Annotated in this window: 21 protein-coding genes; 10 read left to right on the top strand and 11 right to left on the bottom strand. The window is 69.8% G+C overall.

Features of this window, described 5'->3' with window-relative positions; genetic code table 11:
• Positions 1 to 20: 20 nt before the first annotated feature.
• From BWI15_RS25260 to BWI15_RS25245, 4 genes are read right to left on the bottom strand one after another with little or no spacing between them, the layout of a single operon-like run.
• On the bottom strand, positions 21 to 728 hold the full coding sequence (locus tag BWI15_RS25260; protein WP_083751042.1) for an SIR2 family NAD-dependent protein deacylase: 708 nt from the start codon (positions 726 to 728) through the stop codon (positions 21 to 23).
• On the bottom strand, positions 725 to 1,282 hold the full coding sequence (locus tag BWI15_RS25255) for a GNAT family N-acetyltransferase (protein ID WP_077016914.1): 558 nt from the start codon (positions 1,280 to 1,282) through the stop codon (positions 725 to 727). Before BWI15_RS25255 ends, BWI15_RS25260 begins: the two co-directional genes overlap by 4 nt.
• 43 nt (positions 1,283 to 1,325) lie before the next feature.
• Positions 1,326 to 1,535, bottom strand: a complete 210-nt coding sequence (locus BWI15_RS25250) for a sulfurtransferase TusA family protein (protein WP_077016913.1) — start codon at positions 1,533 to 1,535, stop codon at positions 1,326 to 1,328.
• Positions 1,532 to 2,659, bottom strand: coding sequence for a cysteine desulfurase family protein (locus BWI15_RS25245; RefSeq protein WP_077016912.1), 1,128 nt, complete (start codon positions 2,657 to 2,659; stop codon positions 1,532 to 1,534). The genes BWI15_RS25250 and BWI15_RS25245 overlap by 4 nt, the downstream gene beginning before the upstream one ends.
• A gap of 94 nt (positions 2,660 to 2,753) precedes the next feature.
• Here BWI15_RS25245 and ctaC point away from each other — a divergent pair, with 94 nt between their 5' ends.
• From ctaC to BWI15_RS25215, 6 genes are all read left to right on the top strand, one after another.
• Positions 2,754 to 3,653: an aa3-type cytochrome oxidase subunit II gene (gene ctaC / locus BWI15_RS25240; protein WP_077016911.1), complete on the top strand. Its 900-nt coding sequence runs from the start codon at positions 2,754 to 2,756 to the stop codon at positions 3,651 to 3,653.
• A gap of 44 nt (positions 3,654 to 3,697) precedes the next feature.
• Complete coding sequence (gene ctaD / locus BWI15_RS25235; protein WP_237771480.1) at positions 3,698 to 5,434, top strand: aa3-type cytochrome oxidase subunit I; 1,737 nt, start codon at positions 3,698 to 3,700, stop codon at positions 5,432 to 5,434.
• Entirely contained in the window at positions 5,431 to 5,826 is a 396-nt protein-coding gene (locus BWI15_RS25230; RefSeq protein ID WP_077016909.1) for a cytochrome c oxidase subunit 4, read from the top strand. Before ctaD ends, BWI15_RS25230 begins: the two co-directional genes overlap by 4 nt.
• A 194-nt stretch (positions 5,827 to 6,020) precedes the next feature.
• Positions 6,021 to 7,259 (top strand): Ig-like domain-containing protein, encoded by a 1,239-nt coding sequence (locus BWI15_RS25225; RefSeq protein ID WP_237771451.1) that lies wholly within the window; start codon positions 6,021 to 6,023, stop codon positions 7,257 to 7,259.
• A 22-nt stretch (positions 7,260 to 7,281) separates the two neighbouring features.
• Positions 7,282 to 9,030: an ABC transporter transmembrane domain-containing protein gene (locus tag BWI15_RS25220; RefSeq protein ID WP_077016908.1), complete on the top strand. Its 1,749-nt coding sequence runs from the start codon at positions 7,282 to 7,284 to the stop codon at positions 9,028 to 9,030.
• A complete protein-coding gene (locus BWI15_RS25215; RefSeq protein ID WP_077016907.1) occupies positions 9,030 to 10,796 on the top strand; it encodes an ABC transporter ATP-binding protein in 1,767 nt (588 codons plus the stop codon). The genes BWI15_RS25220 and BWI15_RS25215 overlap by 1 nt, the downstream gene beginning before the upstream one ends.
• A 61-nt stretch (positions 10,797 to 10,857) precedes the next feature.
• Here the strand turns inward: BWI15_RS25215 and BWI15_RS25210 are convergent, their stop codons facing one another.
• Positions 10,858 to 11,502 (bottom strand): TetR/AcrR family transcriptional regulator, encoded by a 645-nt coding sequence (locus BWI15_RS25210; protein WP_202817722.1) that lies wholly within the window; start codon positions 11,500 to 11,502, stop codon positions 10,858 to 10,860.
• Positions 11,503 to 11,550: 48 nt separating this feature from the next.
• Between BWI15_RS25210 and BWI15_RS25205 the strand changes: the two genes are divergently transcribed.
• On the top strand, positions 11,551 to 12,501 hold the full coding sequence (locus BWI15_RS25205) for an NADP-dependent oxidoreductase (RefSeq protein WP_077017271.1): 951 nt from the start codon (positions 11,551 to 11,553) through the stop codon (positions 12,499 to 12,501).
• 64 nt (positions 12,502 to 12,565) lie between these two features.
• Here BWI15_RS25205 and qcrB read toward each other — a convergent pair whose 3' ends face one another.
• The 4 genes from qcrB to ctaE are packed head-to-tail and all read right to left on the bottom strand — an operon-like array spanning position 12,566 to position 16,900.
• Positions 12,566 to 14,263, bottom strand: coding sequence for a cytochrome bc1 complex cytochrome b subunit (gene qcrB, locus BWI15_RS25200; protein WP_077016906.1), 1,698 nt, complete (start codon positions 14,261 to 14,263; stop codon positions 12,566 to 12,568).
• A 5-nt stretch (positions 14,264 to 14,268) separates the two neighbouring features.
• Positions 14,269 to 15,327 carry a cytochrome bc1 complex Rieske iron-sulfur subunit gene (gene qcrA, locus BWI15_RS25195; protein ID WP_083750990.1) on the bottom strand — a complete coding sequence of 353 codons (1,059 nt, stop codon included), beginning with the start codon at positions 15,325 to 15,327 and terminating at the stop codon, positions 14,269 to 14,271.
• A complete protein-coding gene (gene qcrC / locus BWI15_RS25190) occupies positions 15,324 to 16,190 on the bottom strand; it encodes a cytochrome bc1 complex diheme cytochrome c subunit (protein ID WP_077016905.1) in 867 nt (288 codons plus the stop codon). Before qcrC ends, qcrA begins: the two co-directional genes overlap by 4 nt.
• Positions 16,187 to 16,900: an aa3-type cytochrome oxidase subunit III gene (gene ctaE, locus BWI15_RS25185; RefSeq protein WP_083750989.1), complete on the bottom strand. Its 714-nt coding sequence runs from the start codon at positions 16,898 to 16,900 to the stop codon at positions 16,187 to 16,189. The genes qcrC and ctaE overlap by 4 nt, the downstream gene beginning before the upstream one ends.
• A 31-nt stretch (positions 16,901 to 16,931) precedes the next feature.
• Here ctaE and BWI15_RS25180 point away from each other — a divergent pair, with 31 nt between their 5' ends.
• The 3 genes from BWI15_RS25180 to trpD are packed head-to-tail and all read left to right on the top strand — an operon-like array spanning position 16,932 to position 19,367.
• The gene (locus BWI15_RS25180) at positions 16,932 to 17,849 is read left to right on the top strand and encodes a cytochrome c oxidase assembly protein (RefSeq protein ID WP_077016903.1); all 918 of its coding nucleotides are present in this window, start codon (positions 16,932 to 16,934) and stop codon (positions 17,847 to 17,849) included.
• 47 nt (positions 17,850 to 17,896) lie between these two features.
• The gene (locus BWI15_RS25175; RefSeq protein ID WP_077016902.1) at positions 17,897 to 18,313 is read left to right on the top strand and encodes an Rv3143 family two-component system response regulator; all 417 of its coding nucleotides are present in this window, start codon (positions 17,897 to 17,899) and stop codon (positions 18,311 to 18,313) included.
• A 7-nt stretch (positions 18,314 to 18,320) separates the two neighbouring features.
• Positions 18,321 to 19,367 carry an anthranilate phosphoribosyltransferase gene (gene trpD, locus BWI15_RS25170; protein WP_077016901.1) on the top strand — a complete coding sequence of 349 codons (1,047 nt, stop codon included), beginning with the start codon at positions 18,321 to 18,323 and terminating at the stop codon, positions 19,365 to 19,367.
• Between the two features lie 90 nt (positions 19,368 to 19,457).
• On the opposite strand, the gene BWI15_RS25165 is transcribed toward trpD, so the two are convergent.
• The gene (locus tag BWI15_RS25165; RefSeq protein ID WP_077016900.1) at positions 19,458 to 20,144 is read right to left on the bottom strand and encodes a hypothetical protein; all 687 of its coding nucleotides are present in this window, start codon (positions 20,142 to 20,144) and stop codon (positions 19,458 to 19,460) included.
• Between the two features lie 1,417 nt (positions 20,145 to 21,561).
• A complete protein-coding gene (locus tag BWI15_RS40200; RefSeq protein WP_077016897.1) occupies positions 21,562 to 23,394 on the bottom strand; it encodes a DUF2510 domain-containing protein in 1,833 nt (610 codons plus the stop codon).
• Between the last annotated feature and the right edge of the window lie 4 nt (positions 23,395 to 23,398).

Raw genomic sequence — 23,398 nt, 5'->3', positions numbered from 1 at the left:
CCTCGAAGGTCGCGCTCAGGTCACGACGCGAGCAGTTCGGGCAGCGTGCTCTCGATCGGGGTGCGCAGGATCTGGTCGGCCTGCTCGTCGTACGGCGTGGGCTCGGCGTTCACGATGACCAGCCGTTTGCCCGCCGTCAGGGCCACGTCGCACAGCCCCGCGGCGGGATAGACCTGCAGCGAGGTGCCGACGGCCAGGAAGGTGTCGCAGGTCTTCGTCGCGGCGACGGCGGCGTCGAGCACCTGCTCGTCGAGGGACTGGCCGAAGGACACCGTCGCGGACTTCAGGATCCCGCCGCAGACCAGGCACGCCGGGTCCTCCTCGCCGGCGTCAAGCCGGGGCAGCAGCTCGGCCATCGGGATCCGGCGGTGGCAGTCGAGGCAGTCGACGAACCAGGCCGTGCCGTGCAGCTCCAGCACGTTGGTCGATCCGGCCTTCTGGTGCAGGCCGTCGATGTTCTGGGTGATCAGCGCGGTCAGCCGGCCCTGACGCTCCAGATCGGCCAGCGCCCGGTGGGCGGCGTTCGGCTCGGCCGTCCAGATCGGGGCGGCGAGCCGGTGCTTCCAGGCGGCGGCCCGGACCGCGCTCGACGCGACGTACTCGTCGATGTCGAACATCGCCTGCGCGGCCGGGTCCTTGGTCCACAGTCCCTGCGGCCCACGGAAGTCGGGAATGCCGGACGCCGTCGAGATCCCGGCCCCGGTCAGTACGGCGAATCGTTCGGTCACATCGGCGAACTTACCGGCCACTCCGTCTCGAGCACCGACATCACGATCGAGTCGACCCACTCGCCGTCCCAGTACAGCTCGTCGCGCAGCCGGCCCTCGACCACGAACCCGGCCTTCTCGTAGGCCCGCTGGGCGCGCGGATTGAACGCGTAGACGCCCAGGCTGATCCGGTGCAGGCCGAGCCGCTCGATGCCGTAGCCGACGATCAGCCGGGTCGCCTCGGTGCCGAGCCCGCGGTTGCGGCCGGCCGGGCCGATCAGGATCCGGAAGTTGCAGGAGCGGTTGTCGGGGTCGTACTCGTTGAGCACCACTTCGCCGACCGCCTCACCACTGGCCTTGTCGACGATCGCCAGGTCGAGCCGGTCCGGCTGGTCCTTGCGGGTCCGCAGCCACTCGAGCGCCTTCTCGTCGCTGATCGTGCCGTGGCTCCCGGTCAGCTTGGCCACCTCGGGGTCGTCCATCGCGGCCTTCATCATCGGGAAGTCCTGCTCCCCGAGCGGCCGGAGGACAACGAGCTCACCGGTCAGAGTCGGCTTGTACGAGAAATCGGTCACGATCGGTAGCTTGAGCTGCTCGGGTTGCCGGGCGCCAACGGTTTTAGCTCAGCTTGCGGACGACGTACCGGCCGTCGTCGGCGGAGACCAGCTCCTGGGCGCGCATCCGGCACCACGCGGGGATGTCGGTCGCGGCGGCCGGATCGTCGGCGAGCACCGCGATGGTCTCCCCGACGGCCAGCTCCGGGAACGCCTGGGCGAGCTTGATCACCGGGAGCGGGCAGAGCATGCCGCGGCAGTCGAGCGTCGTCACATCCCCACCTCCGCACGGATCCGCTGGACCAGACCGGGCAGCACCCGCGCGAAGCGGTCCACGTCGTCGTACGTGCTGGTGCGACCGAGGGAGACCCGGACGTTGCCGTGGGTCAGAACGCCCATCGCGGCCAGCACGTGCGACGGGCGCAGCGTGCTCGCCGTACAGGCTGATCCGCTGGAGACCGAGAAGCCCTCGGCGTCCAAGGCGGTGACGAGGGCCTCGCCGTCGACGTACAGGCAAGAGAAGGTCAGGACGTGAGGGAGCCGATCCTCCGGGTCACCGACCACCTCGACGTCCGTGATTTCGGCGGCGACCCGGGTCCGCAGCTCGGCGATCCAGGCGCGGTGCTGCTTGCCGAGCTCCTCGGCCTCCGTCAGGCGCGCCTGCAGCGCGGCTGCGGCGGCCAGCGCGGCGGGGACGTTCGGATGGCCGGGGGAGAGGCCGTCCTCGCGCTCGTCCACCGGCCAGGCCGGCGCCAGCCGCGTGCCCTTCCGTACGGCGAGCAGGCCGACCCCGGCGGGACCACCCCACTTGTGCGCGCTGGCGGTCAGGACCGACCAGCCGCCAGGGATCTCCTCGTGGCCGACCGTCGCGGCGGCGTCCACGAACAAGGGGACGCCCGCGGCGGCCGCCACCTCGCCGAGCTCCGTCACCGGCTGGCGCGTGCCGACCTCGTGATTCGCCGTCTGCACCGCGGCGACCGCTACTCCCGGTTGCCGGATCTGGGCCGCGAACGCCTCGGCATCCACGCGACCCGACTGGTCGACGCCCACCTCGTACGGCGTACCGGCTGATGCCGCAGCGTGCAGCACGGCCGAATGCTCGACCGCGGAATGCACCACGGTCGTCCCGATCCGTCGCCGGGCCGCCGCCACCGCGGGTAGACCGGTATGGATCGCGGCCGTCCCGGACGTCGTCAGATACAGCTCGTCAGCCCGTACGCCGAGGCCTTCGGCGAGCACCGCCCGGGCGTTGTCCAGCAGCAGCCGCGCGGTCCGTCCCTCGTGGTGCAACCGGGCCGGATCCGCCCACCCGGAATCGAGTGCCTGCAGCAACACCTCCCGCGCGGCAGGGTGCAGTTCCTCGGCACTTGCGGCGTCCAGATATGCACGGTTGCTCACACGGGAAACGCTAAGCCCTACCTATGCGCAGAACGGCAGAGGCAGTCCAGTAGTGTTCTGTCGTCAGTCTCACCTGGGAAGGGAAAGGCGCCCCGTGGGTTCGAACGGCACGTCCGGAGTGGTCGCGCGAGCGGCGGGTCAGCAGACCCGCGCCGCCGCACGTCCGGCGAAGCGACGCCTGCTGGTCCCGGCAGTGGTAGTGGTCAGCACGTTGATGCTGACCGGCTGCTCGGCCGAGACCAACGCGCAGTGGAAACGACTTGGACTGCCGGAGGGTGCTTCGGACCGGACCGAGGCAGTCAGAAGCCTGTGGATCGGGGCGTGGATCGCCGCCCTGATCATCGGTGTGATGGTGTGGGGCCTGATCCTGTTCGCCGTGGTCCGGTACCGCCGGCGCAGCGAGGACGCCCCGCGGCAGACGCGCTACAACCTGCCGCTCGAGGTGCTCTACACGCTGGCGCCGTTCGCGATCATCGGTGTGCTGTTCTTCTACACCGTCGAGAACGGCAACCAGGTCACCGCGAACTCCGGCAACTCCGCGCACCGGATCAACGTGGTCGGCCAGCAGTGGCAGTGGACCTTCAACTACAAGGACACCGTCGACGGGCAGCAGGGCGTCTGGGAGACCGGCACGCTCGACCAGCCGGCCGAGCTGGTGCTTCCGGTGAACGAGTCGGTCGAGTTCGAGCTGACCTCGCCGGACGTGATCCACTCCTTCTGGGTGCCGTCGTTCTACTTCAAGCTCGACGTCATCCCGGGCCGGACGAACCGGTTCGAGCTGACCCCGACCAAGACCGGCACCTTCGCGGGCAAGTGCGCCGAGCTCTGCGGCCTCTACCACAGCCGGATGGTCTTCACCGTCCGCGTGGTCTCGGCCGACGAGTACCAGGCGCACCTGCGTGAGCTGGCGGCCAAGGGCCAGACCGGCGCCGCCACCGGTGGCCAGGACGCAACCACCATTCCCGGCACCGGGGAGCAGGAGGGCGAGAAGTGACCGACTTCGCCGAGCGCAGCGGCGCCACAGCGGCCGCGGCAGCGCTGCCGAGGCGGCGCAGCAAGGGCCAGATCGCGGTCAAGTGGCTGACCACCACCGACCACAAGCTGATCGGTCACCTGTACCTGATCACCTCGTTCGTCTTCTTCCTGATCGGCGGCGTGATGGCGCTGCTGATCCGCGCCGAGCTGGCCAAGCCGGGCCTGCAGATCGTGAACGAAGAGGTCTACAACCAGCTGTTCACGATGCACGGCACGATCATGCTGCTGCTGTTCGCGACACCGCTGTTCGTCGGCTTCGCCAACGTGATCATGCCGATCCAGATCGGCGCCCCCGACGTCGCGTTCCCGCGGCTGAACATGTTCAGCTACTGGCTGTTCCTGTTCGGCGGCACGATCACGATCAGCGGCTTCTTCACCCCGGGCGGCGCGGCCGACTTCGGCTGGTTCGCCTACGCCCCGCTGTCGAACGCGGTCCGTTCGCCGGGCGTCGGCGGTGACCTGTGGATCATGGGTCTGTACCTGGCCGGTCTGGGCACGATCCTGGGTGCGGTCAACTTCGTCACCACGATCATCACCATGCGCGCTCCGGGCATGACGATGTTCCGGATGCCGATCTTCACCTGGAACATCCTGGTGACCTCGATCCTGGTGCTGATCGCGTTCCCGATCCTGGCCGGCGCGCTGCTGATGCTGGAGGCGGATCGAGCCTTGGGGGCTCACGTCTTCGACGCCGCCAACGGCGGTCCACTGCTGTGGCAGCACCTGTTCTGGTTCTTCGGCCATCCCGAGGTCTACATCATCGCGCTGCCGTTCTTCGGCATCATCACCGAGATCCTGCCGGTGTTCAGCCGCAAGCCGGTCTTCGGCTACATCGGCCTGGTCGGCGCGACGCTGTGGATCGCCGTGCTGTCGGTGGCGGTCTGGGCGCACCACATGTTCGTCACCGGAGCGGTGAACCTGCCGTTCTTCTCGTTCATGACGTTCCTGATCGCCGTACCGACCGGCGTGAAGTTCTTCAACTGGATCGGCACGATGTGGGGCGGCTCGGTGTCGTTCGACACCCCGATGCTGTGGTCGATCGGCTTCCTGACGACGTTCCTGTTCGGCGGTCTGACCGGCGTCATCCTGGCCTCGCCGGCGCTGGACTACCAGCTGTCGGACTCGTACTTCGTGGTGGCGCACTTCCACTACGTGGTGTTCGGCACGGTGGTGTTCGCGATGTTCGCCGGGTTCTACTTCTGGTGGCCGAAGATGACCGGCCGGATGCTCGACGAGAAGCTCGGCAAGCTGCACTTCTGGCTGCTGTTCATCGGCTTCCACACCACGTTCCTGGTGCAGCACTGGCTGGGCGTCGAGGGCATGCCGCGGCGCTACGCGTCGTACGGCGCGAACGAGGGCTTCACCACGCTGAACGAGGTCTCCAGCATCGGTGCCTTCGTGCTCGGCCTGTCGATGCTGCCGTTCTTCTACAACGTCTACAAGTCGCGCAAGGCGCCGCTGGTCGGCGTCGACGACCCGTGGGGATGGGGCCGCTCGCTGGAGTGGGCGACCAGCTCGCCGCCGCCGCGGCACAACTTCCTGCGGCTGCCGCGGATCCGGTCCGAGAGCCCGGCGTTCGACCTGCACCACCCGGACATCGCCCTGTCGGAGTACGGCGACAGTGGGGCGCCGCGGGACAACCTGCTCGACGCCGGCGAGGACCAGGGCCGGGTCGAGAACCTGGAACGCAACATCGACGCGGGCACCGGCACGACCGGGAACGGAGAGGGTAAGGCATGAAGGTCGAGGCCTGGGTCTTCGGCATCCTGACGCTGTTCGTCCTGATCGTCACCCCGATCTACTGGATCATGTCGGAAGACCCGACCGGTACGACCGCGCTGGTGATGACGTTCTTCCTGTCGCTGCTGGTGGCGTTCTACCTGAGCATCACCGCCCGCCGGATGGACCCCCGGCCGGAGGACCGCAAGGAAGCCGAGATCGCCGAGGGCGCCGGTGAGCTGGGCTTCTTCCCGCCGTACTCGTGGTGGCCGCTGTGGTGTGCCGCGACGCTGTCGGTGGTCGTGCTCGGCCTGGTGTTCGGCTGGTGGCTGTTCATCATCGGCTGCGGACTCGGCATCATCGCGCTGTCCGGCTTCATCTTCGAGTACTACCGTGGTGACCACGCGCACTGACCGTGCGTGACACCGGCTCTCCGGGGCCGGGACAACCGAACTATTTCGCCGTACCGATCGTCATCAGTACTGCGGGCCCGGTGGCCCGCCGTGCTGGTGACGATCCGGTGCGTTGGGGCCGACGGGGGCGCGAGCTAGGCTTGCCGCGGCGGTGGACGGAATTCAGGGGAGAAAACAGGGTGTTGGGTAGTTCGGTGCGCAAGCGCGGCCTGGCCGTGGCGGGGATCTGCGCGATGCTGGTGGTCGCCGCGGGATGCAGTGACTCCGAGGCCGGCAACCCACCCGCCGGAGGCTCCCAGAGCAGCTCGACGCCCGGCGCGTCGACCACCCCGGGGGCCAGTACCACCACGAGCAACAGCCCGTCGGCCGATCCGGCCGCGGCGACCGTGACCGTGACCCCGGCGAAAAACGCGTCCGCGGTCCGGCCGGACCAGCCGGTGAAGGTGGTCACCAGTTCCGGAACGCTCACGGACATCACTGTTCGCGACGGCGACGGCGGCAAGGTCAGCGGGACGTTCAACGACGCCAAGTCGGAGTGGACCTCGCTGCCGCAGCTGAAGCCGAGCACGACGTACACCGTGTCCGGCTCCGCGCAGGGCAGCGACGGCAAGACCGTGCAGATCAGCTCGACGTTCAAGACGCTGGCCGCGAGTGCCCGGCTGAAGGCGTCAGTGGCGCCGCTGAACGGCGAGACGGTCGGTGTCGCGATGCCGGTCCAGATCTACTGGAACAACCCGGTCAAGGACCGCGCCGCGGTCGAGAAGCGGCTGTCGGTGAAGACCTCGGTCCCGGTCGAGGGCAGCTGGCACTGGGTGAGCAGCAAGCAGGTCAACTACCGGCCGAAGGACTACTGGCCGGCCGGCACCAAGATCACCGTGAACATCGCCACCCAGGGCGTGAACGCGGGCAACGGCGTGTGGGGCTCGGCGAGCCGGCAGATCAACTTCGCGATCGGCAAGTCGGTGGTCAGCAAGGTCGACGTGAAGAAGCACACGATGACCGTGACCATCAACGGCAAGCTCGCCCGGACCATCCCGATCACCGCCGGCAAGGACGGCTTCACCACCCGCAGCGGGGTGAAGGTGATCATGGAGAAGTACCGGACCAAGCGGATGGACGCCCGCACCGTCGGCATTCAGCCCGGCGACCCCGAGTACTACGACATCCACGACGTCCAGTACGCCCAGCGGGTGACCAGCTCCGGCGAGTTCATCCACGGCGCTCCGTGGTCGAGCGGCAGCCAGGGCACTGAGAACGTCAGCCATGGCTGCGTCGGCATGAGCCTCAAGGACGGCGCGTGGTACTTCGCGCAGACGCTGCGCGGCGACCCTGTCATCGTCACCGGCACCACCCGGGGTATGGAGTCCGGCAACGGCTGGACCGACTGGAACCAGTCCTGGACGGCGTACAAGGCCGGCTCGGCGCTCGCCTGATCGATCCAGCCATCGGGCCGCGGTGACCGCGACGTACGGCGTACCTCGACCAGGTGCGCTGCGGAGCGCTCGGCGGTACCTGTTGTGGCTGGTGGGTCGTCAGCGCGGCCGGGCGGCGCTGGGGTCGTTCCTCAGCATCGTCTGGTTCATGTTGCTCGTCCTGACGCCGTACCTGCTGGCGCGGGCGACCGACGAAGGGCTGCGCCGAGGCGGGCTTCCGACGCTGCTGCCGTGGATCGGTGCTCTGCTCGCGACCGGGGTGCTGACCGCGTTCGTGTCGATCCTGCGGCATCGCACGATGACGAAGGTCAGGCTGGACGGCGCCTACCGGACCGTGCACGCCGTCGTCGTTCACTCGACGGTGCTCGGCAACGAGCTGAACCGGAAGGCCACCACGGGCGAGCTGGCGACCATCGGCATCAGCGATGCCTCGGTGATCGGCAACACGCTGGCTGTGGTCGGTCCGGGCGTCGGCGCGGTCGTGGCCTGTGTCGTCGTCGCGCTCCTGCTGTTCTCCATGTCGCCGCTGCTGGCCGTGGTCGTGCTGCTCGGGCTGCCCGTGATCGCCGTGCTGATCGGGCCGATCCTCGGCCGGCTGCAGAACCGCGCGACGGTCTACCGCGAGCGTCAGGGACACCTGACCGCGCGCTTGGTGGACATCGTCCAGGGCCTGCACGTGCTGAACGGCGTGGGCGGCAAGCCGCGGTTCGCCAGCCGCTACGCGCAGGGCTCGGGCGAGCTACGCGACGAGGGCTACCGGGTCGCCGCGATCGCGAGCTGGATCCCGGCCATCGGGGTCGGAGCGCCGGTGGTCTTCCTCGCCGGCGTGACCTGGCTGGCTGCGCGGATGGTCGTCGCCGGGGATCTCTCGGTCGGTGAGCTGATCGGTGCCTACGGCTACGTCGCGTTTCTCGTCGTACCGCTCGCGGCGCTGATCGAGAGTGCGTCGGACATCAACCAGGGCCTCGTGGCCGCGCGGCGGGTCGTGGACTTCCTGGGCGCCCGCCCGGACTCGCAGCAGGTTGCGGGTGAGCCGGGACCGGCCGCCGGAGCCGTACTGCGTGATCCGGACTCCGGCGTGACACTCCAGCCGGGCAGCTTCACCGCGGTCGCCAGTGCTCGCCCTGGCGATGCGTTGGTCGTCATCGACCGGTTGGGTGGCTTCACCCGGTCGGAGGTCACGTGGGGCAGCCGGCGGCTGGCAGCGATTGACCCTGCCGAGGTCCGGCGGCGGATTCTGGTGGCCGACAACGGCGCCGACCTCTTCGCCGGAACGCTTCGCGAAGTGGTGTCCGGACGGGTCGACCGGGACGACGCGCTGCTGGTCGATGCACTGCACACTGCCGCGGCGGACGACATCCTGGCCGCGGCGCCCGACGGCTTGGCGACCAGGGTTGCCCCGCAGGGACGGAACTTCTCAGGGGGCCAGCGGCAACGAATCCGGCTGGCCCGGGCCGTCGCGGCGGAGCCTGAACTCCTGCTGGCCTCCGAACCCACCTCGGCGGTCGACGCGTACACCGAGACGCTGATCGCGCAGCGCTTGCGAGCCGCCCGTGCAGAGCTGACGACCCTGGTGGCGACCACCTCACCGGCGGTCCTGGATGTGGCCGACGTGGTGCATTTCCTGGCCGACGGGAAGGTCGTCGCGACCGGCACGCATCACGAACTGCTGGACGCCGTACCGGGCTATCAGCTGCTGGTTTCCCGCGCCCTCGGTGAGTCCGCGCCGGACCAGGACTCCGGCGAGACGCCGACGTCGAGACGCAGCTGATGGCCGGCGATCCGATCGGGCCGGACGGTCATCTTCCGGTGGCGACCAAGCGGGAGACGTGGCGGGCCGGGTTGTCGCTGATTCGGACCGCGCGGCGAACCTTCGCCCTGATGGTGCTGCTGAACGTGCTGGCCACCGTGGCCGCACTCGGCGGCCCTTGGCTGTTCGGAAAGATCGTCGACGCGGTCGCGAGCGGTCGTGGGGGAGAGCAGATCGACCGGCTGGCCCTGCTGATCGTGGCGTGTGCGCTGTTGCAGCTGGTGCTGACGCGCTGGGCCCGCAACGTCGGAGCGCGGTTCGGCGAACGGACCTCGGCGCAGGTGCGCGACCAGTTCCTCGGCCGGGTGCTGCGGCTGCCGGCCGCCGTCGCCGAGCGGGTGCCGACCGGCGACATCACCTCGCGGGCGGCGACCGACGTGAACTCGGTCGCGTACACGCTGCGGGACGCCGTACCGGATGCCCTCATCGCCGTCCTGCAGACGCTGTTCATCTTCGTCGCGGTGTTCGCCGTCGATCCGCTGATGGGTGCCTGTGCCGTGGTCGGCCTGTCGGGGATCTGGTTCGCCGGCCGCTGGTACCTGGCCAGGGCGCGTACGGCGTACCTGGAGGCCGGCGCCGCCGCGTCGACGTTGACCGAGGTGCTCACGGCGACGGTCTCCGGTGGCCGGACCGTCGAGGCTTTCGGGCTCCAGGAACGCAGGCTGCGGGCGAGTGTCGAGGCGATCGAGCACTCCCGCGACACCCGGCTACGGACCCTGGCACTGCGGACCGTGCTGTTCCCGGTCGTCGATGTCTCCTACGTGCTGCCGCTGGTCGGCGTACTGCTCGTGGGAGGGGCCCTGTACGGCAACGGGCAGCTCACACTCGGCGCGATCATTGCCGCCGTCTTCTACCTTCGTCAGCTGGCCGGGCCGCTGGAAGTGCTGGAGCTGCTGATCGACCAGATCCAGAGCTCGTCGGCCTCCTTCGCCCGGTTGGAGGGGATCGAGACAATGGCCCGGCCCGCCCGGACGACGTCAGCCGAGCCGGTCGGCGACCGGATCGAGGTGAGCGGCGTCAGCTTCGCGTATCCGGGCGGCCCTGACGTGCTGACCGACGTCAGCCTGGCCATCCAGCCGGGGGAGCATCTGGCGATCGTCGGAGTCTCCGGGGCCGGGAAGTCGACGCTGGGTCGTCTGCTGACCGGTATCGAGCATCCTCGGACCGGGTCGGTCACTGTGGGCGGGGTTTCGGTCGCCGAGCTTCCGCCCGAACGGCTGCGCGAGCAGATCGTCCTGGTCACCCAGGACCACCATGTGTTCGCCGACACGGTCCGCGACAACCTGCTGATCGCCAGATCGACGGCGACCGACGAGGAGCTGCGCGCCGCGCTGGCGGCCGTGGGGGCAAGCTGGATCGACGACCTGCCGGACGGCCTGGACACGGTGCTGGGCAACGGTGGACTGGCGCTCGAGACGTCGCACGCGCAGCAGATCGCGCTGGCGCGCGTCGTACTCGCTGATCCGCACACGGTCGTGCTGGACGAGGCCACCTCGATGCTGGATCCCACGACGGCTCGGAGCGTCGAGCGGGCGCTGGCGGTGATTCTGGACGGCCGCACGGTGCTGGCGATCGCGCACCGGATGCACACCTCGCACGACGCCGACCGGGTGGCGGTGATGGAAGCGGGCCGGATCATCGAGCTCGGCTCGCACCAGGAGCTGCTCGAGCGGGACGGTGCCTACGCGGCGCTGTGGCGGTCCTGGCACGGCGACTCGGCGGACTGACCAGGCGAGCTGCACGATGCTGACCTGACGCGCCCGCCTGGATCCACCGAGAGGCCCGCGGTCACCTGCTGACAGGGAGCCGCACGGCCGGCGGCAGGGGCGCCGCGACGGGATTCGCCTGGAACGACTGGAGCATCAGGGCGGCGAACCGGCGGGAGGCCGCCACGCGCTGCTCGGGGGACGCCGCGCGGATGCCCTCGTTGGCCATCATGGCCAGCAAGAGGTCCTCCAGTACGAAGTCCTCGCGCAGCGCACCGGCGGACTTGGCCCGCTGGATGAGTTCGAGCAGCGAGCGCAGCGTCCGGTCCCGTTCGGCGGCGAACCCGGCGGCCGGTGGGAGGCTGGAGGTGAAGGCCCGGGCGAAGCCGCGGTCGAGGGCGTGCTGCTCCATCATCCGCTCGATCAGCTGGCTGAAGCCCTGCCACGGGTCGGCCGCGTCCAGGCCGTCCTGCACGATCCTTGAGCAAAGCGTCATCTGCTCGGCGAAGGCCGCGACGTGCAGGGCCTCCTTGGTCGGGAAGTGCCGGTAGAGCGTCGCGACGCCGACCTCGGCCCGCCGCGCGATCTCGCGGATCGGCACGTCGAGTCCCTCGGCCGCGAACGCCAGCCGCGCGACCACCAGGATGCGCTCACGGTTGTCCCGGGCGTCCGAGCGCAGCGCGCCGGCGGGCCGCCCTGCGACCGGCGTTCCCACTTGAGTAGTCACTGCTCTCACTTTACCGAACCGGACGGGGTGTTCCGCTACGTTCGCGGCATGAGAGCGATCGAGTTCACCGAGTACGGACCACCTGACGTCCTGCGCGTCGCCGAGACGCCCGAGCCGCACGCCGGCCCGGGGCAGATCCGGATCGCGGCGAAGGCCTCCGGGCTGTCGCCGGGAGAGACCGCGCTCCGCGGCGGGCGGTTCCGGGAGTTCGTGCCGGTCACCTTTCCGTACCGGACCGGCTTCGACGCCGCGGGAGTCGTGGACGAGCTCGGCGAGGGCGTCGACGGAGTGAGCCTGGGTGACGAGGTCTTCGGCCTCGTCACGATGACCGACCGGGCCGCGAACGCCGACTTCGTGGTCCTGGCCGCCTGGGCGCCGAAACCGGCCGTCTGGAGCTGGGAGGAGGCCGGTGGGGCCGCCGGCAACGTCGAGACGTCCACGCGCGTCCTGGACCTGCTGAACGTCCGCGCAGGCCACACGGTCCTGATCCAGGGAGCCGCCGGGGGAGTGGGGACCGTCGCCGTTCAGCTCGCCGCCGCCCGCGGAGCGAGGGTCATCGGTACCGCCAGCGAAGGCAACCACGAGTTCCTGCGGTCGCTGGGCGCCGAGCCCACGACGTACGGGCCGGGGCTCGGGGATCGGGTCCGGGCGCTGGCACCGAACGGCGTGGACGCGGTGTTCGACTGCGCGGGAGGCGCGCTGCCGGAGCTCATCGCCATCGCCGGCGACCCGGCGCGGGTCGTGACGATCGCCGACTTCACCGCCGCCCAGCACGGCGTACACATGTCGCACAGCGCGCCGGCGGACGAGACCGGTGCCGCGGTCGGAGCGGGTGCCGATCCGCTGGCCGTGCACGGTCTCGCGACGGCGGTCGGGCTCGCTGACGAGGGCCGGCTGCGGATCCCAGTGGCGGCGACGTTCCCGCTGGCCGAGGTCGCGGCCGCGCACGAGCTCAGCGAGAGCCGTCACGCCCGCGGGAAGATCGTCCTGGTCAACTGAGTCCACCTCCGCAGAAAGCGAAAGGCCCCGGCTCTGAGAGCCGGGGCCTTTCAGGTGGTGCGGGTCAGTGCTTGGAGATCTGCTCGCGTGCGGTCTCGTCGTCCGTCTCGACGGTGCCGGTGACCCCGGGAACCTCGCCGCTGTGGCCGAGCTCCTCGTGGTCGTCGTGACCGTGTCCGTGCGCGTGGGCCTGCTCGATCTCCGCCGCCGTCGGCTTCTGCACCGAGTCGGCGAAGTAGAAGCGCGACAGTGCCGCACGGAACTTGGTCAGCCCGCGCCGCGGAGCCCGGACGCCGTTCTCGTCGGTCTCCGGACCGACCTCGAGCGGCAGGATCCGGTCCCGAGCGGTCAGCTCGTAGGCCTCGTACGGCGAGATCGGCGCGTGCCGCTCGGTGTACTCACCGTCCGGCGACCGCATGATCACACCGGTCTCCAGGCCGTGCAGCAGCCGGTCGTTGTCGGCCCGCTGCAGCGAGATCGCGATCCGCCGCGTGACCCAGAAGGCCAGAACCGGGCCGAAGAACACCGCGAAGCGCAGGAACCAGGTGACCGAGTTCAGCGAGACCCCGAAGTGGGTGGCGATCAGGTCGTTGCCACCACCGATCCACAGCAGGCCGTAGAAGGTGATGAACGCCGCCCCGATCCCGGTCCGGGTCGGCATGTTGCGCGGCCGGTCGAGCAGGTGGTGCTCCCGCTTGTCGCCGGTGATCCACTGCTCGATGAACGGGTAGAGGGCCACCAGGGTGACGAACGCCGGCGGGACGATCAGGGCCGGGATCAGCAGGTTCCAGCTCAGCGTCACGCCCCAGAACTCCGACTCGAAGCCGGGCATCAGGCGGACCGAGCCTTCCAGCCAGCCCATGTACCAGTCGGGCTGCGAGCCCGCCGTCACCTCGGCCGGGTTGTACGGGCCGTACAGCCAGACCGGGTTGATCTGCAGCAGCGCGCCCATCAGCGCGGTGATGCCGAACACGACGAAGAAGAAGCCACCGGCCTTGGCCATGTAGACCGGCATCAGCGGGTAGCCGACGACGTTCTTCTCGGTCCGGCCGGGACCCGGGTACTGGGTGTGCTTGTGGTACACGACCAGGATCAGGTGGGCCGTGACGAGGGCCAGGATCAGGCCGGGGATCAGCAGCACGTGCACGGTGAAGAACCGAGACACCATGTCGTCACCGGGGAACTCGCCACCGAAGATGAAGAAGCTCAGCCAGGTCCCGATCACCGGGGAGGCCTGGATCATGCCCTGGGTGATTCGCAGACCGGTGCCGGACAGCAGGTCGTCGGGCAGGCCGTAGCCGAGGAAGCCCTCGATGATGCCGAGGAACAGCATCCCGAAGCCGATCACCCAGTTCAGCTCACGCGGCTTGCGGAACGCGCCGGTGAAGAAGATGCGCAGCAGGTGGACCATCATCGAGGCGACGAACAGGATCGCGGCCCAGTGGTGGATCTGGCGCATCAGCAGACCGCCGCGGACGTCGAACGAGATGTCCAGCGTCGAGGCGTAGGCCTCGGACATGTGCAGGCCCTTGAGCAGGCTGTACGAGCCCTGGTACTCGATCTCGGCCATCGACGGCTTGAACCAGAAGGTGAGGAAGACGCCGGTCAGCAGCAGGATGATGAAGCTGTAGAGGGCGATCTCACCGAGCATGAACGACCAGTGGTCGGGAAACACCTTGCGCAGGTTCTTCTTGCCCAGCTTGGCGATGCCGAGCCGGTCGTCGACCCAGGCGACGGGCGGGGGAAGTTCTTTCGTGGCCACTGTTGTCACCCTCGTTCCCAGAAGCTCGGGCCGACCGGTTCGGTGAAGCCGCTCTGCGCGACCAGGTAGCCCTCGGCGTCCACTGCCAAGGGTAGCTGGGGCAGCGGACGGGCGGCCGGGCCGAAGATGACCTTGGCGCCGTCGGCCAGGTCGAAGGTCGACTGGTGGCACGGGCAGAGCACGTGGTGGGTGGTCTGCTCGTACAGCGAGATCGGGCACCCGACGTGGGTGCAGATCTTGGAGTAGCACAGGATGCCGTCGACACCCCAGTTCTCGCGGCCGGCCGGCGTACGGATCTCGTTCGGAGCGATCCGGACCACGATCACCGCGGCCTTGGCCTTCTCGTTCTGGTACTCGACAGCGCTCTCCTCCTGGATCGGGGCCAGGTTCGCGGGAGCGGCGTTGACGAGCTGACCGACGACCAGGTCGGACGGCTTGATCGGGCGCAGGGTGACGTCGTTGACGACGCGGATGCCCTGGGCCCAGATCGTGTTGTAGAGCTTGCGACCCGGGGCGGGGCCCAGGTCGCGCAGCAGCACGATGGCCGGCAGGCCGAGCAGCGCCATCGCGCCGATCAGCGAGCTGCGGATCAGCTTGCGGCGGCCGAACCCGGACTCGGCGGCGCCAGTCTGGAAGCCCTCGATGATGTCCGCGCGCTGCTCGGGCGAGGAGCCGGCCGGGTGGCGCAGCTCGACGATCTCGGTGTCGACCATCAGCTTCTTGGCCCACTGGATCGCCCCGGCGCCGATCAGGAACAGCGCCAGGCCCAGGCACAGGCCCAGCGCCATGTTGTTGGCGTTGCCCGACAGCGGGCCGAACTCCACGATCGCGTCGCGCGGGATCGCGAAGTACGCGACACAGGCACCGAGCGAGAGCAGGCCGGCCAGCGCGAACATCGTCGCGACCTGCCGCTCGGCGCGGTCGGCGGCCTTCGGGTCGATGTCGGTGATGCGCAGCTCGTGCGGCTCGATACCCGGATCCGCGATCGGCTCGGACAGCTCCACGGCGCCGTGGCCGTGGTCGTCGTCCCCGCTCACGGCGGGCAGGTTGGACTTGTCGCTCATTCGGCCTTCGCTCCCTTGGCCTTGACGCCCTTGGCGCCGATCCAGACCGCTACGCCGACCAGCAGGCCGATCCCGACCAGCCAGCCCCACAGACCCTCGGAGACCGGACCGAGCCGGCCCAGACCGAAGCCACCCGGGTCCTTCTGCTCCTGCAGCGCGTTCAGGTACGCGATGATGTCGCGCTTGTCGTCGGGCTGCAGCACCTGGTCGGAGAAGACCGGCATCTGCTGCGGGCCGGTCAGCATCGCCTCGTAGATGTGCTTGGGGTCGACACCCATCAGCGACGGCGCGTAGCGGCCGTTGGGCAGCGCGCCACCCTTGCCGGCGAAGTTGTGGCACGCCGTGCAGTTGGTCCGGAACAGCTCGCCACCGCGGGTGACCTGCTCGTCGGTGGCCTTGCTGATGTCGTAGGACTCCGAGGCCGGGACCGCCGGACCGGGCGCCAGCGACGCGACGTACGCGGCCAGGGCCTCGATCTCCTCCGGGGTGTACGTCGGGGCCTTGCGCGGGATCTGGGCACCCGGCTGCATGGCCGGCATCCGGCCGGTACCGACCTGGAAGTCGACCGCGGCCGCGCCGACGCCGATCAGCGACGGGCCGGCCAGGTCGCCCTCGCCGTTGCTGCCGCCCTCGGCGTTCAGGCCGTGGCAGCTGGCACAGCCGACCGCGAAGAGCTTCTTGCCCTCTTCGATCTGCTGTGACTGGGCCGAGTTGTCGGCGACAGCGTTGTCAGGGGCGAAGGCGGAGTACGCCGTCCCCACTGCCAACAGGCCGAACAGGAGCACGACGAGGCCGGCTGACCGGTGCCGTCGTCGCGCAGACAGGAAGCGCGCCGGTGACAAGGAAAGTCTCTTCTCACTCATTTGAGCAGGTAGATGGTCGCGAACAGGGCGATCCAGACGACGTCGACGAAGTGCCAGTAGTACGACACGACGATCGCCGAGACGGCCTGTTCGTGGGTGAACTTGCGAGCCATGTACGTCCTCGCGAGCACGTACACGAAAGCGATCAGACCGCCGGTCACGTGCAGACCGTGGAAGCCGGTGGTCAGGTAGAACACAGATCCGTACGGCGACGAGGCGATAGTCATACCCTCGTGGATCAGCGTGGCGTACTCGGTCACCTGGCCGGCGATGAAGACCGCGCCCATCAGGTACGTGAGGATGAACCACTCACGCATGCCCCAGGAGCGGACGTTCAGCACCGAACCGGTCCGGCCGACCCGGCCGTGCTCGGCGGCGAAGACGCCGAACTGGCAGGTGAACGACGACAACACCAGGATCGTGGTGTTGATCGCCGCGAACGGGATGTTCAGAAGCGCTGTGGAGCTGTCCCACAGCGTTTCGACGCCCGGTGCCGCGGCGGCGGTCGTCACCGACCGGATCGTGAAGTACGCCGCGAAGAGGGCGGCGAAGAACATCAGTTCGCTCGAGAGCCAGACGATCGTGCCGACACTGACCATGCTGGGACGGTCGTGGTGTCCGTGTTCACGGGACGCTGGGAGCGCGGTTGCAGTGGCCACGCGGTCATTATGTCGGTCGAGGTATCTGACAGCACGCCCACCCCCATGCATGTCGGCGCTTTGCTGTTTCTACTGTGGGAGAGTGCTTCCCCTCCACGCCGGACCCGGCGATCAGATCGAGCCGCTCACACCGCTGCGGCTGCTGACCGCTTGGACCTTCGAACCGGTGCTGCTGACCGTGCTCCTGGTCATCGGCGCGCTCTACCTGTACGGCGTGCACCGCCTGCACGCGCGCGGCGACAAATGGTCGAAGGGCCGCACGTTCGCCTTCGTCGGCCTCGGTCTGGGCAGTGCGGTGATCGCCACCCAGTCGGCGCTCGGCACCTACGACACCGTGCTGCTCAGCGTGCACATGGCCCAGCACATGATCCTGTCGATGCTGACCCCGCTCGCGCTGGCGCTCGGGGCTCCGGTGACGCTGGCTCTGCGCACTCTTCCGCTGCGGCCCCGCGGCTGGCTGCTCGCCGTACTGCACTCGCGGTTCGCGAAGGTGATCTGCTTCCCGATGATCGGCTTCACGCTGTTCGTGCTGAGCCCCTGGGCGCTCTACTTCAGCGACTGGTACGACGCGACGCTGCGCTCGGCGGTCCTGCACGACCTGCTGCACTTCCACTTCATCGCGGTCGGCGCGCTGTTCTTCTGGCCGCTGCTGGGCCTGGACCCGGTGCCCGGCCGGGTGATCTACCCGTTCCGGCTGATCCTGACCTTCCTGACGCTGCCGTTCCACGCGTTCCTCGGGATCACGATCATGTCGGCCAACCGGCTGATCGCCGAGGACTGGTACACCGCCTTCGCCCGGCCGTGGCCGCCCTCGCCCCTGCGTGACCAGTACATCGCCGGCGGTCTGCTCTGGGGCTCCGGCGACATCGTCGGGATCATCTTCTTCGGCGTGCTTTTCGTCCAGTGGGTGCGACAGTCGCAGCGGGAAGCGCGGCGGGAGGACCGCCGGCTGGACCGGTTGGACGAACAGGCGCGCAGAGCCGGCCAGGGACCCCGGTAGCATGCGCGGTGACATCTGCCGGTCCACACAGAGCTTGGGATGAAGCGATGAGTTCAGAGCGTCCGCTGAAGGTGCTGGTCTACAGCGACGACCGTACGACGCGGGAGTCCGTCCGGCTGGCCCTGGGCAAGCGGCCCGCCGCCGACCTGCCCGAGCTCGAGTACTTCGAGTGCGCGACCGAGCCGGCCGTGATCAAGACCATGGACAAGGGCGGCATCGACCTGGCCATCCTGGACGGCGAAGCCGTTCCGGCCGGCGGCATGGGCATCGCCCGGCAGCTGAAGGACGAGATCTTCCGCTGCCCGCCGATCCTGGTGATCACCGGCCGTCCGCAGGACGCCTGGCTGGCCACCTGGTCGCGCGCCGAGGCCGCGGTCTCGCACCCGATCGACCCGGTCCGGCTCGCCGAGGTCACCGCCGGCCTGCTGCGCCAGCGGGTCGCGTCGCTGCCCGCGACGACCTGATCCGGCGATGACCAGCTCTTTCACCTGGCCGCAGGTGCTCAACCCGCTGCTGCGGCACGAGGACCTCGACGGCACGGCCACTGCCTGGGCGATGGAGCAGATCCTGTCCGGCGCGGCCTCCCCGGCCCAGCTGGCCGGGTTCGTCGTCGCGCTGCGCTCCAAGGGCGAGACGGTCGCCGAGGTCGAGGGCCTGGTCACGACGATGCGCGACTTCGCGACCCGGCTGTCGGTGTCCGGCCGCACGCTGGACGTCGTCGGCACCGGCGGTGACCAAGCCCACACTGTGAACATCTCCACCATGTCGGCGATCGTCGCGGCCGGAGCCGGGGCGAAGATCCTCAAGCACGGCAACCGTGCGGCCTCGTCGGCGTGCGGCGCGGCCGACGTCCTGGAGGAGCTGGGCATTCCGCTCGACCTGACCGCCGACCAGGTGGCCGCGGTGGGGGAGCGGGCCGGGATCACGTTCTGCTTCGCGCCGGCGTTCCACCCGGCGCTGCGGCACGCGGCCGTCCCGCGCCGCGAGCTCGGCGTACCGACGACGTTCAACTTCCTCGGCCCGCTGGCGAACCCGGGCAACCCGTCGGCCCAGGCGGTCGGCGTCGGGGACAGTCGGATCGCCGGGTTGATGGCCGGTGTGCTGGCCCGACGCGGGATCGACGCGCTGGTCTTCCACGGCGACGACGGGCTCGACGAGCTGACCACGATGACGACGTCGCAGGTCTGGTCGGTCGGTGGCGGAACGGTCGAAGGGCCGGTGACGGTCGATCCGCGCGAGCTGGGAATCGAGCCGGTGCCGACCGGAGCCCTGCGCGGCGGCGACGCGGCGTACAACGCGAAGGTCGTCCGGGCCCTGCTGGACGGCGAGACCGGACCGGTCCGCGATGTCGTGCTGCTCAACGCCGGTGCCGCGCTGGCGGCGTACGACGCGCAGCCGGGAACCGTGCAGACACGGATCCGGGCCGGGATGGACCGGGCCGCCGAGGCGATCGACTCGGGCGCGGCCAAGGACGTGCTGGAGCGGTGGATCGCGATCTGCCTGGAAGTCCGCGGCTGAGCTCGGCCTCACCGGTCGGCGGTCAGATCCGTCAGACGTCGAAGGCGCCCGCTCCTTTGTGGAGCGGGCGCCTTTCTTGCCGTCCTGGGTTCAGTCGCCGAACTCGATCTGGGACACCGCCGTACGCCAGACCGGGAGCCACTGCGGCGTGGAGCCGGCGATGTCCGCGACGGAAACCACCGCCGTACCGTCGCCGCGGTCGATCACCGCGACCATCACCGTCGAGAAGGTCTCGGGCAGCTTGGGCTTGCGCACGTCGACCTTGATCGTCAGTTCGTGGCCCTGGTGCCCGGCGACGGTGATCGGCCGGTGGGTGGCCTTGCCGATCAGCTTCACGTTCGGGTCGTAGAGGGCGACCAGGGCGTTGGTGGTGGCCTTGATGGTGGCGTCCTTGAGACCGGCCGGGGTGTTGGTGAACGGGATCGACTTGCTCAGACTGCCGAAGCCGACGTAGCTCACCCAGTCGGCCTTGCCGTCGTAGTTCTCGTGCACGGCGAGATAGCTGCCCGCACCGGCAGCCAGCCCGGCACGGTCGGAGGACGACTTCCAGGCCGACGACATCATCGGCATCGTGTCGAGCGTGCCGGTGTAGAACAGCCCACCGATCACCTTGCCCTCCGGCGTCGGCGTCGGTGAAGGCGGCAGGGACGGGCTGATCGTCTTCACGTCGCCCGCCGTTCCCGCCGGTACGTCGACCGGCGACACCGCGGCGGCGTTCGACCACAACCACGACACGCTGAACGCGGTCGTCAACGCGGCGACGAGCACCAGGGCCACGGCGCCGATCAGGCGGGCGCGGTGGACGTTGCCACCGGGCGGGCGCGTGACGACGCCGTAGGAGTCGTCGTCTCCGCTGTCATCGGGCGGTGTGACGTGCTGCTCCTGCCATCCGCCGCGCGCCGCGCGCCGGCCGGTGGTGGTGGATCCGAGCCGGTGAGCCCCCGCTGCGGACGCTCCTTGCGGCTGGCCAAGAACATCAGGCTCCTGCGGCGGGGCTTCCGGGGTGCCAGGCTCCTGCGGCGCGACTCCCGGGGTGCCAGGCTCCTGCGCCCCGTGCGTGTGTGGTCGCGGCCCGCGCGGATCGGGCCCCTGGGGACCTCCGTGCTGCGGTCCCTGTGCACCTGACGGGAGTCCTTGCGGCTCGCCGTACTGCGAAGGTCCGTGCGGTCCAACTTGCCAGGGTCCCTGCGGTCCACCCTGCGAAGGTCCCAGCGGTCCACCCTGCGAAGGTCCCTGCGGTCCAGCCTGCCACGGTCCATGCGGACCGCCTTGCGGCGCAGACCCCTGCTCCTGCTGCAGCGGAAGCTGCCCGTACGGCACAGCAGAACCAGGCCCCTGCGGAGCATGCGGTGCACCGCCAACCGGCCCCACGGGTCCACGAGGTCCCTGCGGGCCCACTGCCTGTCCGGGCCCTTGCGCCTGCGGCCCGTACTGCCCTGGCCCCTGCGGCCCGGGTCCGTACTGCCCTGGCCCCTGCGGACCCTGCTGCGGCGGTCGCCCGTACGGCGCCTGCTGCTGGGCATGCTGGCCCGCACCGCTCGGCGACTGACCCTGCGGCCCGCGGCCACCTGGCTGCTGACCGGGCCCACCGGGCTGCTGCGCGTGCTGACCGGTCCCGCCGAGCCCCTGCCCGGTGGGACTGCTCTGTTGCGCGGCTTGCGCTCCGAGACTGCCGGGCTGCTGTGCATGCTGACCGGGAGCGCCCGGCTGCTGCTGCACCGCGACCCGCTGCGGCGGCTGCACCTGCTGCACCTGCTGCGACTGGGCCTGCGGAGCACCGGGCGGCTGCGCCGGCACGTGCGGCGCGCCGCTCGGCTGATGAGTCGGTTGCGTGCTGGGCGCGCTCGGCCGCTGCTGCTTCGGCTGGGCCGGCCCGCTGGCGGGTGTCTGCGCGGCTGCACCGGCGGTTGGTGCCTCGTCGGCGCGAAGAGGAGGTGGAGGTGGGGGAGCGGGCGCCGGCGATTGTCCGAACAACGGGTCCGAAGCTCCACCGCTCAAAGCGTCCGACTGACCACCGGCCAGCGCGTCAGGCTCATCACCATGGAGCGGACGCGCCTCACCACCTGCGAGCGCTCCCGACGGACCCCCGAGCGCATCCGACGGACCGCCCCCAGACGCGTCCGACGAAGCATCCGGGCGACGCGGCGGCTCCGGTGGGGGTGCGCTGTGCCGGGGCGGGAGCGGGGGTTCGTTCTCAGCCAACGTTGATTCCCTTGAAGATCTGGGCCTCGGCGGCCCTCAGGTCCGGCCGGGTGGTGGGGATGTCGCTGATGTAGGCGACCGCGGTGCCGTCGCCGAGGTCGAACACGGCGACCGTCAGCGTGAGCACCCGGGCGGTGACCTTCGGGCTGGTCGTGGTGACGGACTGCTGGTAGTACCAGCCGTTCTTCCCGGAGCGCTTGACCGCGCCGTCGCGCACCCACTTGAACTGCACCGGGATGTTGCCGTACATCGAGCTGCGGATCTGCGTCGACAGGTCGGCGGCGGTCGCCTTCGGGTCGCCGTTGAACAGGACGGACGTGCCGAGCGCGCCGACGAACGCGTCGGCGTACCAGCTGTTCTTGCCGTCGAAGTTCTCCTGCAGCAGCACGTACTGGCCGCTGGAGTTGATCAGTTGCGGGACGAGCCGCTTGCGGTCCGACCACGGCGGACGCTGGCGCGGGAACGAGATCGCGTCGGAGGCGATCCGGGCGCCCTCGTGCAGCTTCGGGTTCTTGGACTGGCCGGGCTTGATCGTGCTCTGGCTGCCGGGCGGTGTCGTCGGCTGGCTCGTCGCAGCGGTCGGCGACGGGCTCGGCGTACCGGTCGCGGTCCCGGTCGGCACGCTGGTCGTCGGCTCGGGCGCCACCTTCTTGTCTTCGCGGTTGGCGACGAAGAACACGCCGGCCACGATGATCAGCACCAACCCGACGGCACCGGCGACGATCAGCATCGTCTTGGGCGGACCGCCCGGCTTGTCACCACCGGACTTCTGCCGTTTGCCACCGCCGGTCGGGCCAGGCGATGCGGCCTGCCACTGCGCCGGACCACCTTGCTGCGGACCCCATCCACCCGCACCTACCGCGGTGCCGGTCTGGCTGGCCGCCGCATGCTGGGGCCCAGCCGTCTGGGTCGCGTGCCAAGGGTCGCTGTGCTGGCCGGCTGTCTGCCACTGCGGAGTGGTCTGCTGGTCCGCCCACGGTCCCTGCTCACCAGCAACTGGAGCACCCTGCTGGGCCGCAACCGGTCCCCACTGGCCCTGCTGACCAGTAGCCGGCTCCGGCTCCGACTGCTGCTCGCCGCGATCCCGCCAGTGGTCCGGAAAGTCGTCGCCCGGCGTCTCGTTCGGCACCTGCCACAACTGAGGCTTCTCGTCCCCACCCGTCGCGGTGTCTGTCCCCGCTGACGTTCCGGCGTTCGCCGTACTGGCCGGGTCTGTTGCCAAAGACAACGTCCAGCCACTCTGCGCCGGCTCCACGTCACCGGTGACAGTGGCCGGATCTGGTCCGCTGGTCTGGTCGCCTGCTTCCGGAGCCGCCTGCTGAGTCCAATGCTGCGAGTTGGTCGGACCGGCGAACTTCTGCGTCCAGGTAGCGCGGGCCTTCTCCGCAGCACTGAAGGCCGCAGCCTCAGCAGCGGCATCACGCCCAGTCTCCTGTACGCCGCTCTGCCCGTCCCCGGCAGCCGCAGCCCCGACCTCGGCCCAACCACCAGCACCGGAAGTCCCAGTCGAGCCACCGGCCCCCGCAGCTCCAGAGCCGGTCTGACCCCATACAGCAGGCCCAGACGTCCCAGCGCTCCACCCTCCGGACCCCGAAGCACCCGCGGCCGACTCGGCCGAACGCCCAGACGCTCCCGAGGACGCGTCGGACCCACCCGAACTGCTCTCGGGAGTGGTCGGCTCGGCGGTGGTCGCCTCCGGCTCGGGGGTGGGCTCGTCCGGCGTCTCGCGCTCGGTCTTGTTGGTCCACTGCGTCCCGTTCCACCACCGGATGGTGTCCGGCTGGCCGGTGGGGTCCGGATACCAGCCGGCGGGAGGGTTGCTCATGGGT

Origin of the sequence: Kribbella sp. ALI-6-A (assembly GCF_001984195.1) — a bacterium.
Taxonomy (GTDB): domain Bacteria; phylum Actinomycetota; class Actinomycetes; order Propionibacteriales; family Kribbellaceae; genus Kribbella.
This window is presented reverse-complemented; position numbering and strand designations above follow the sequence as displayed.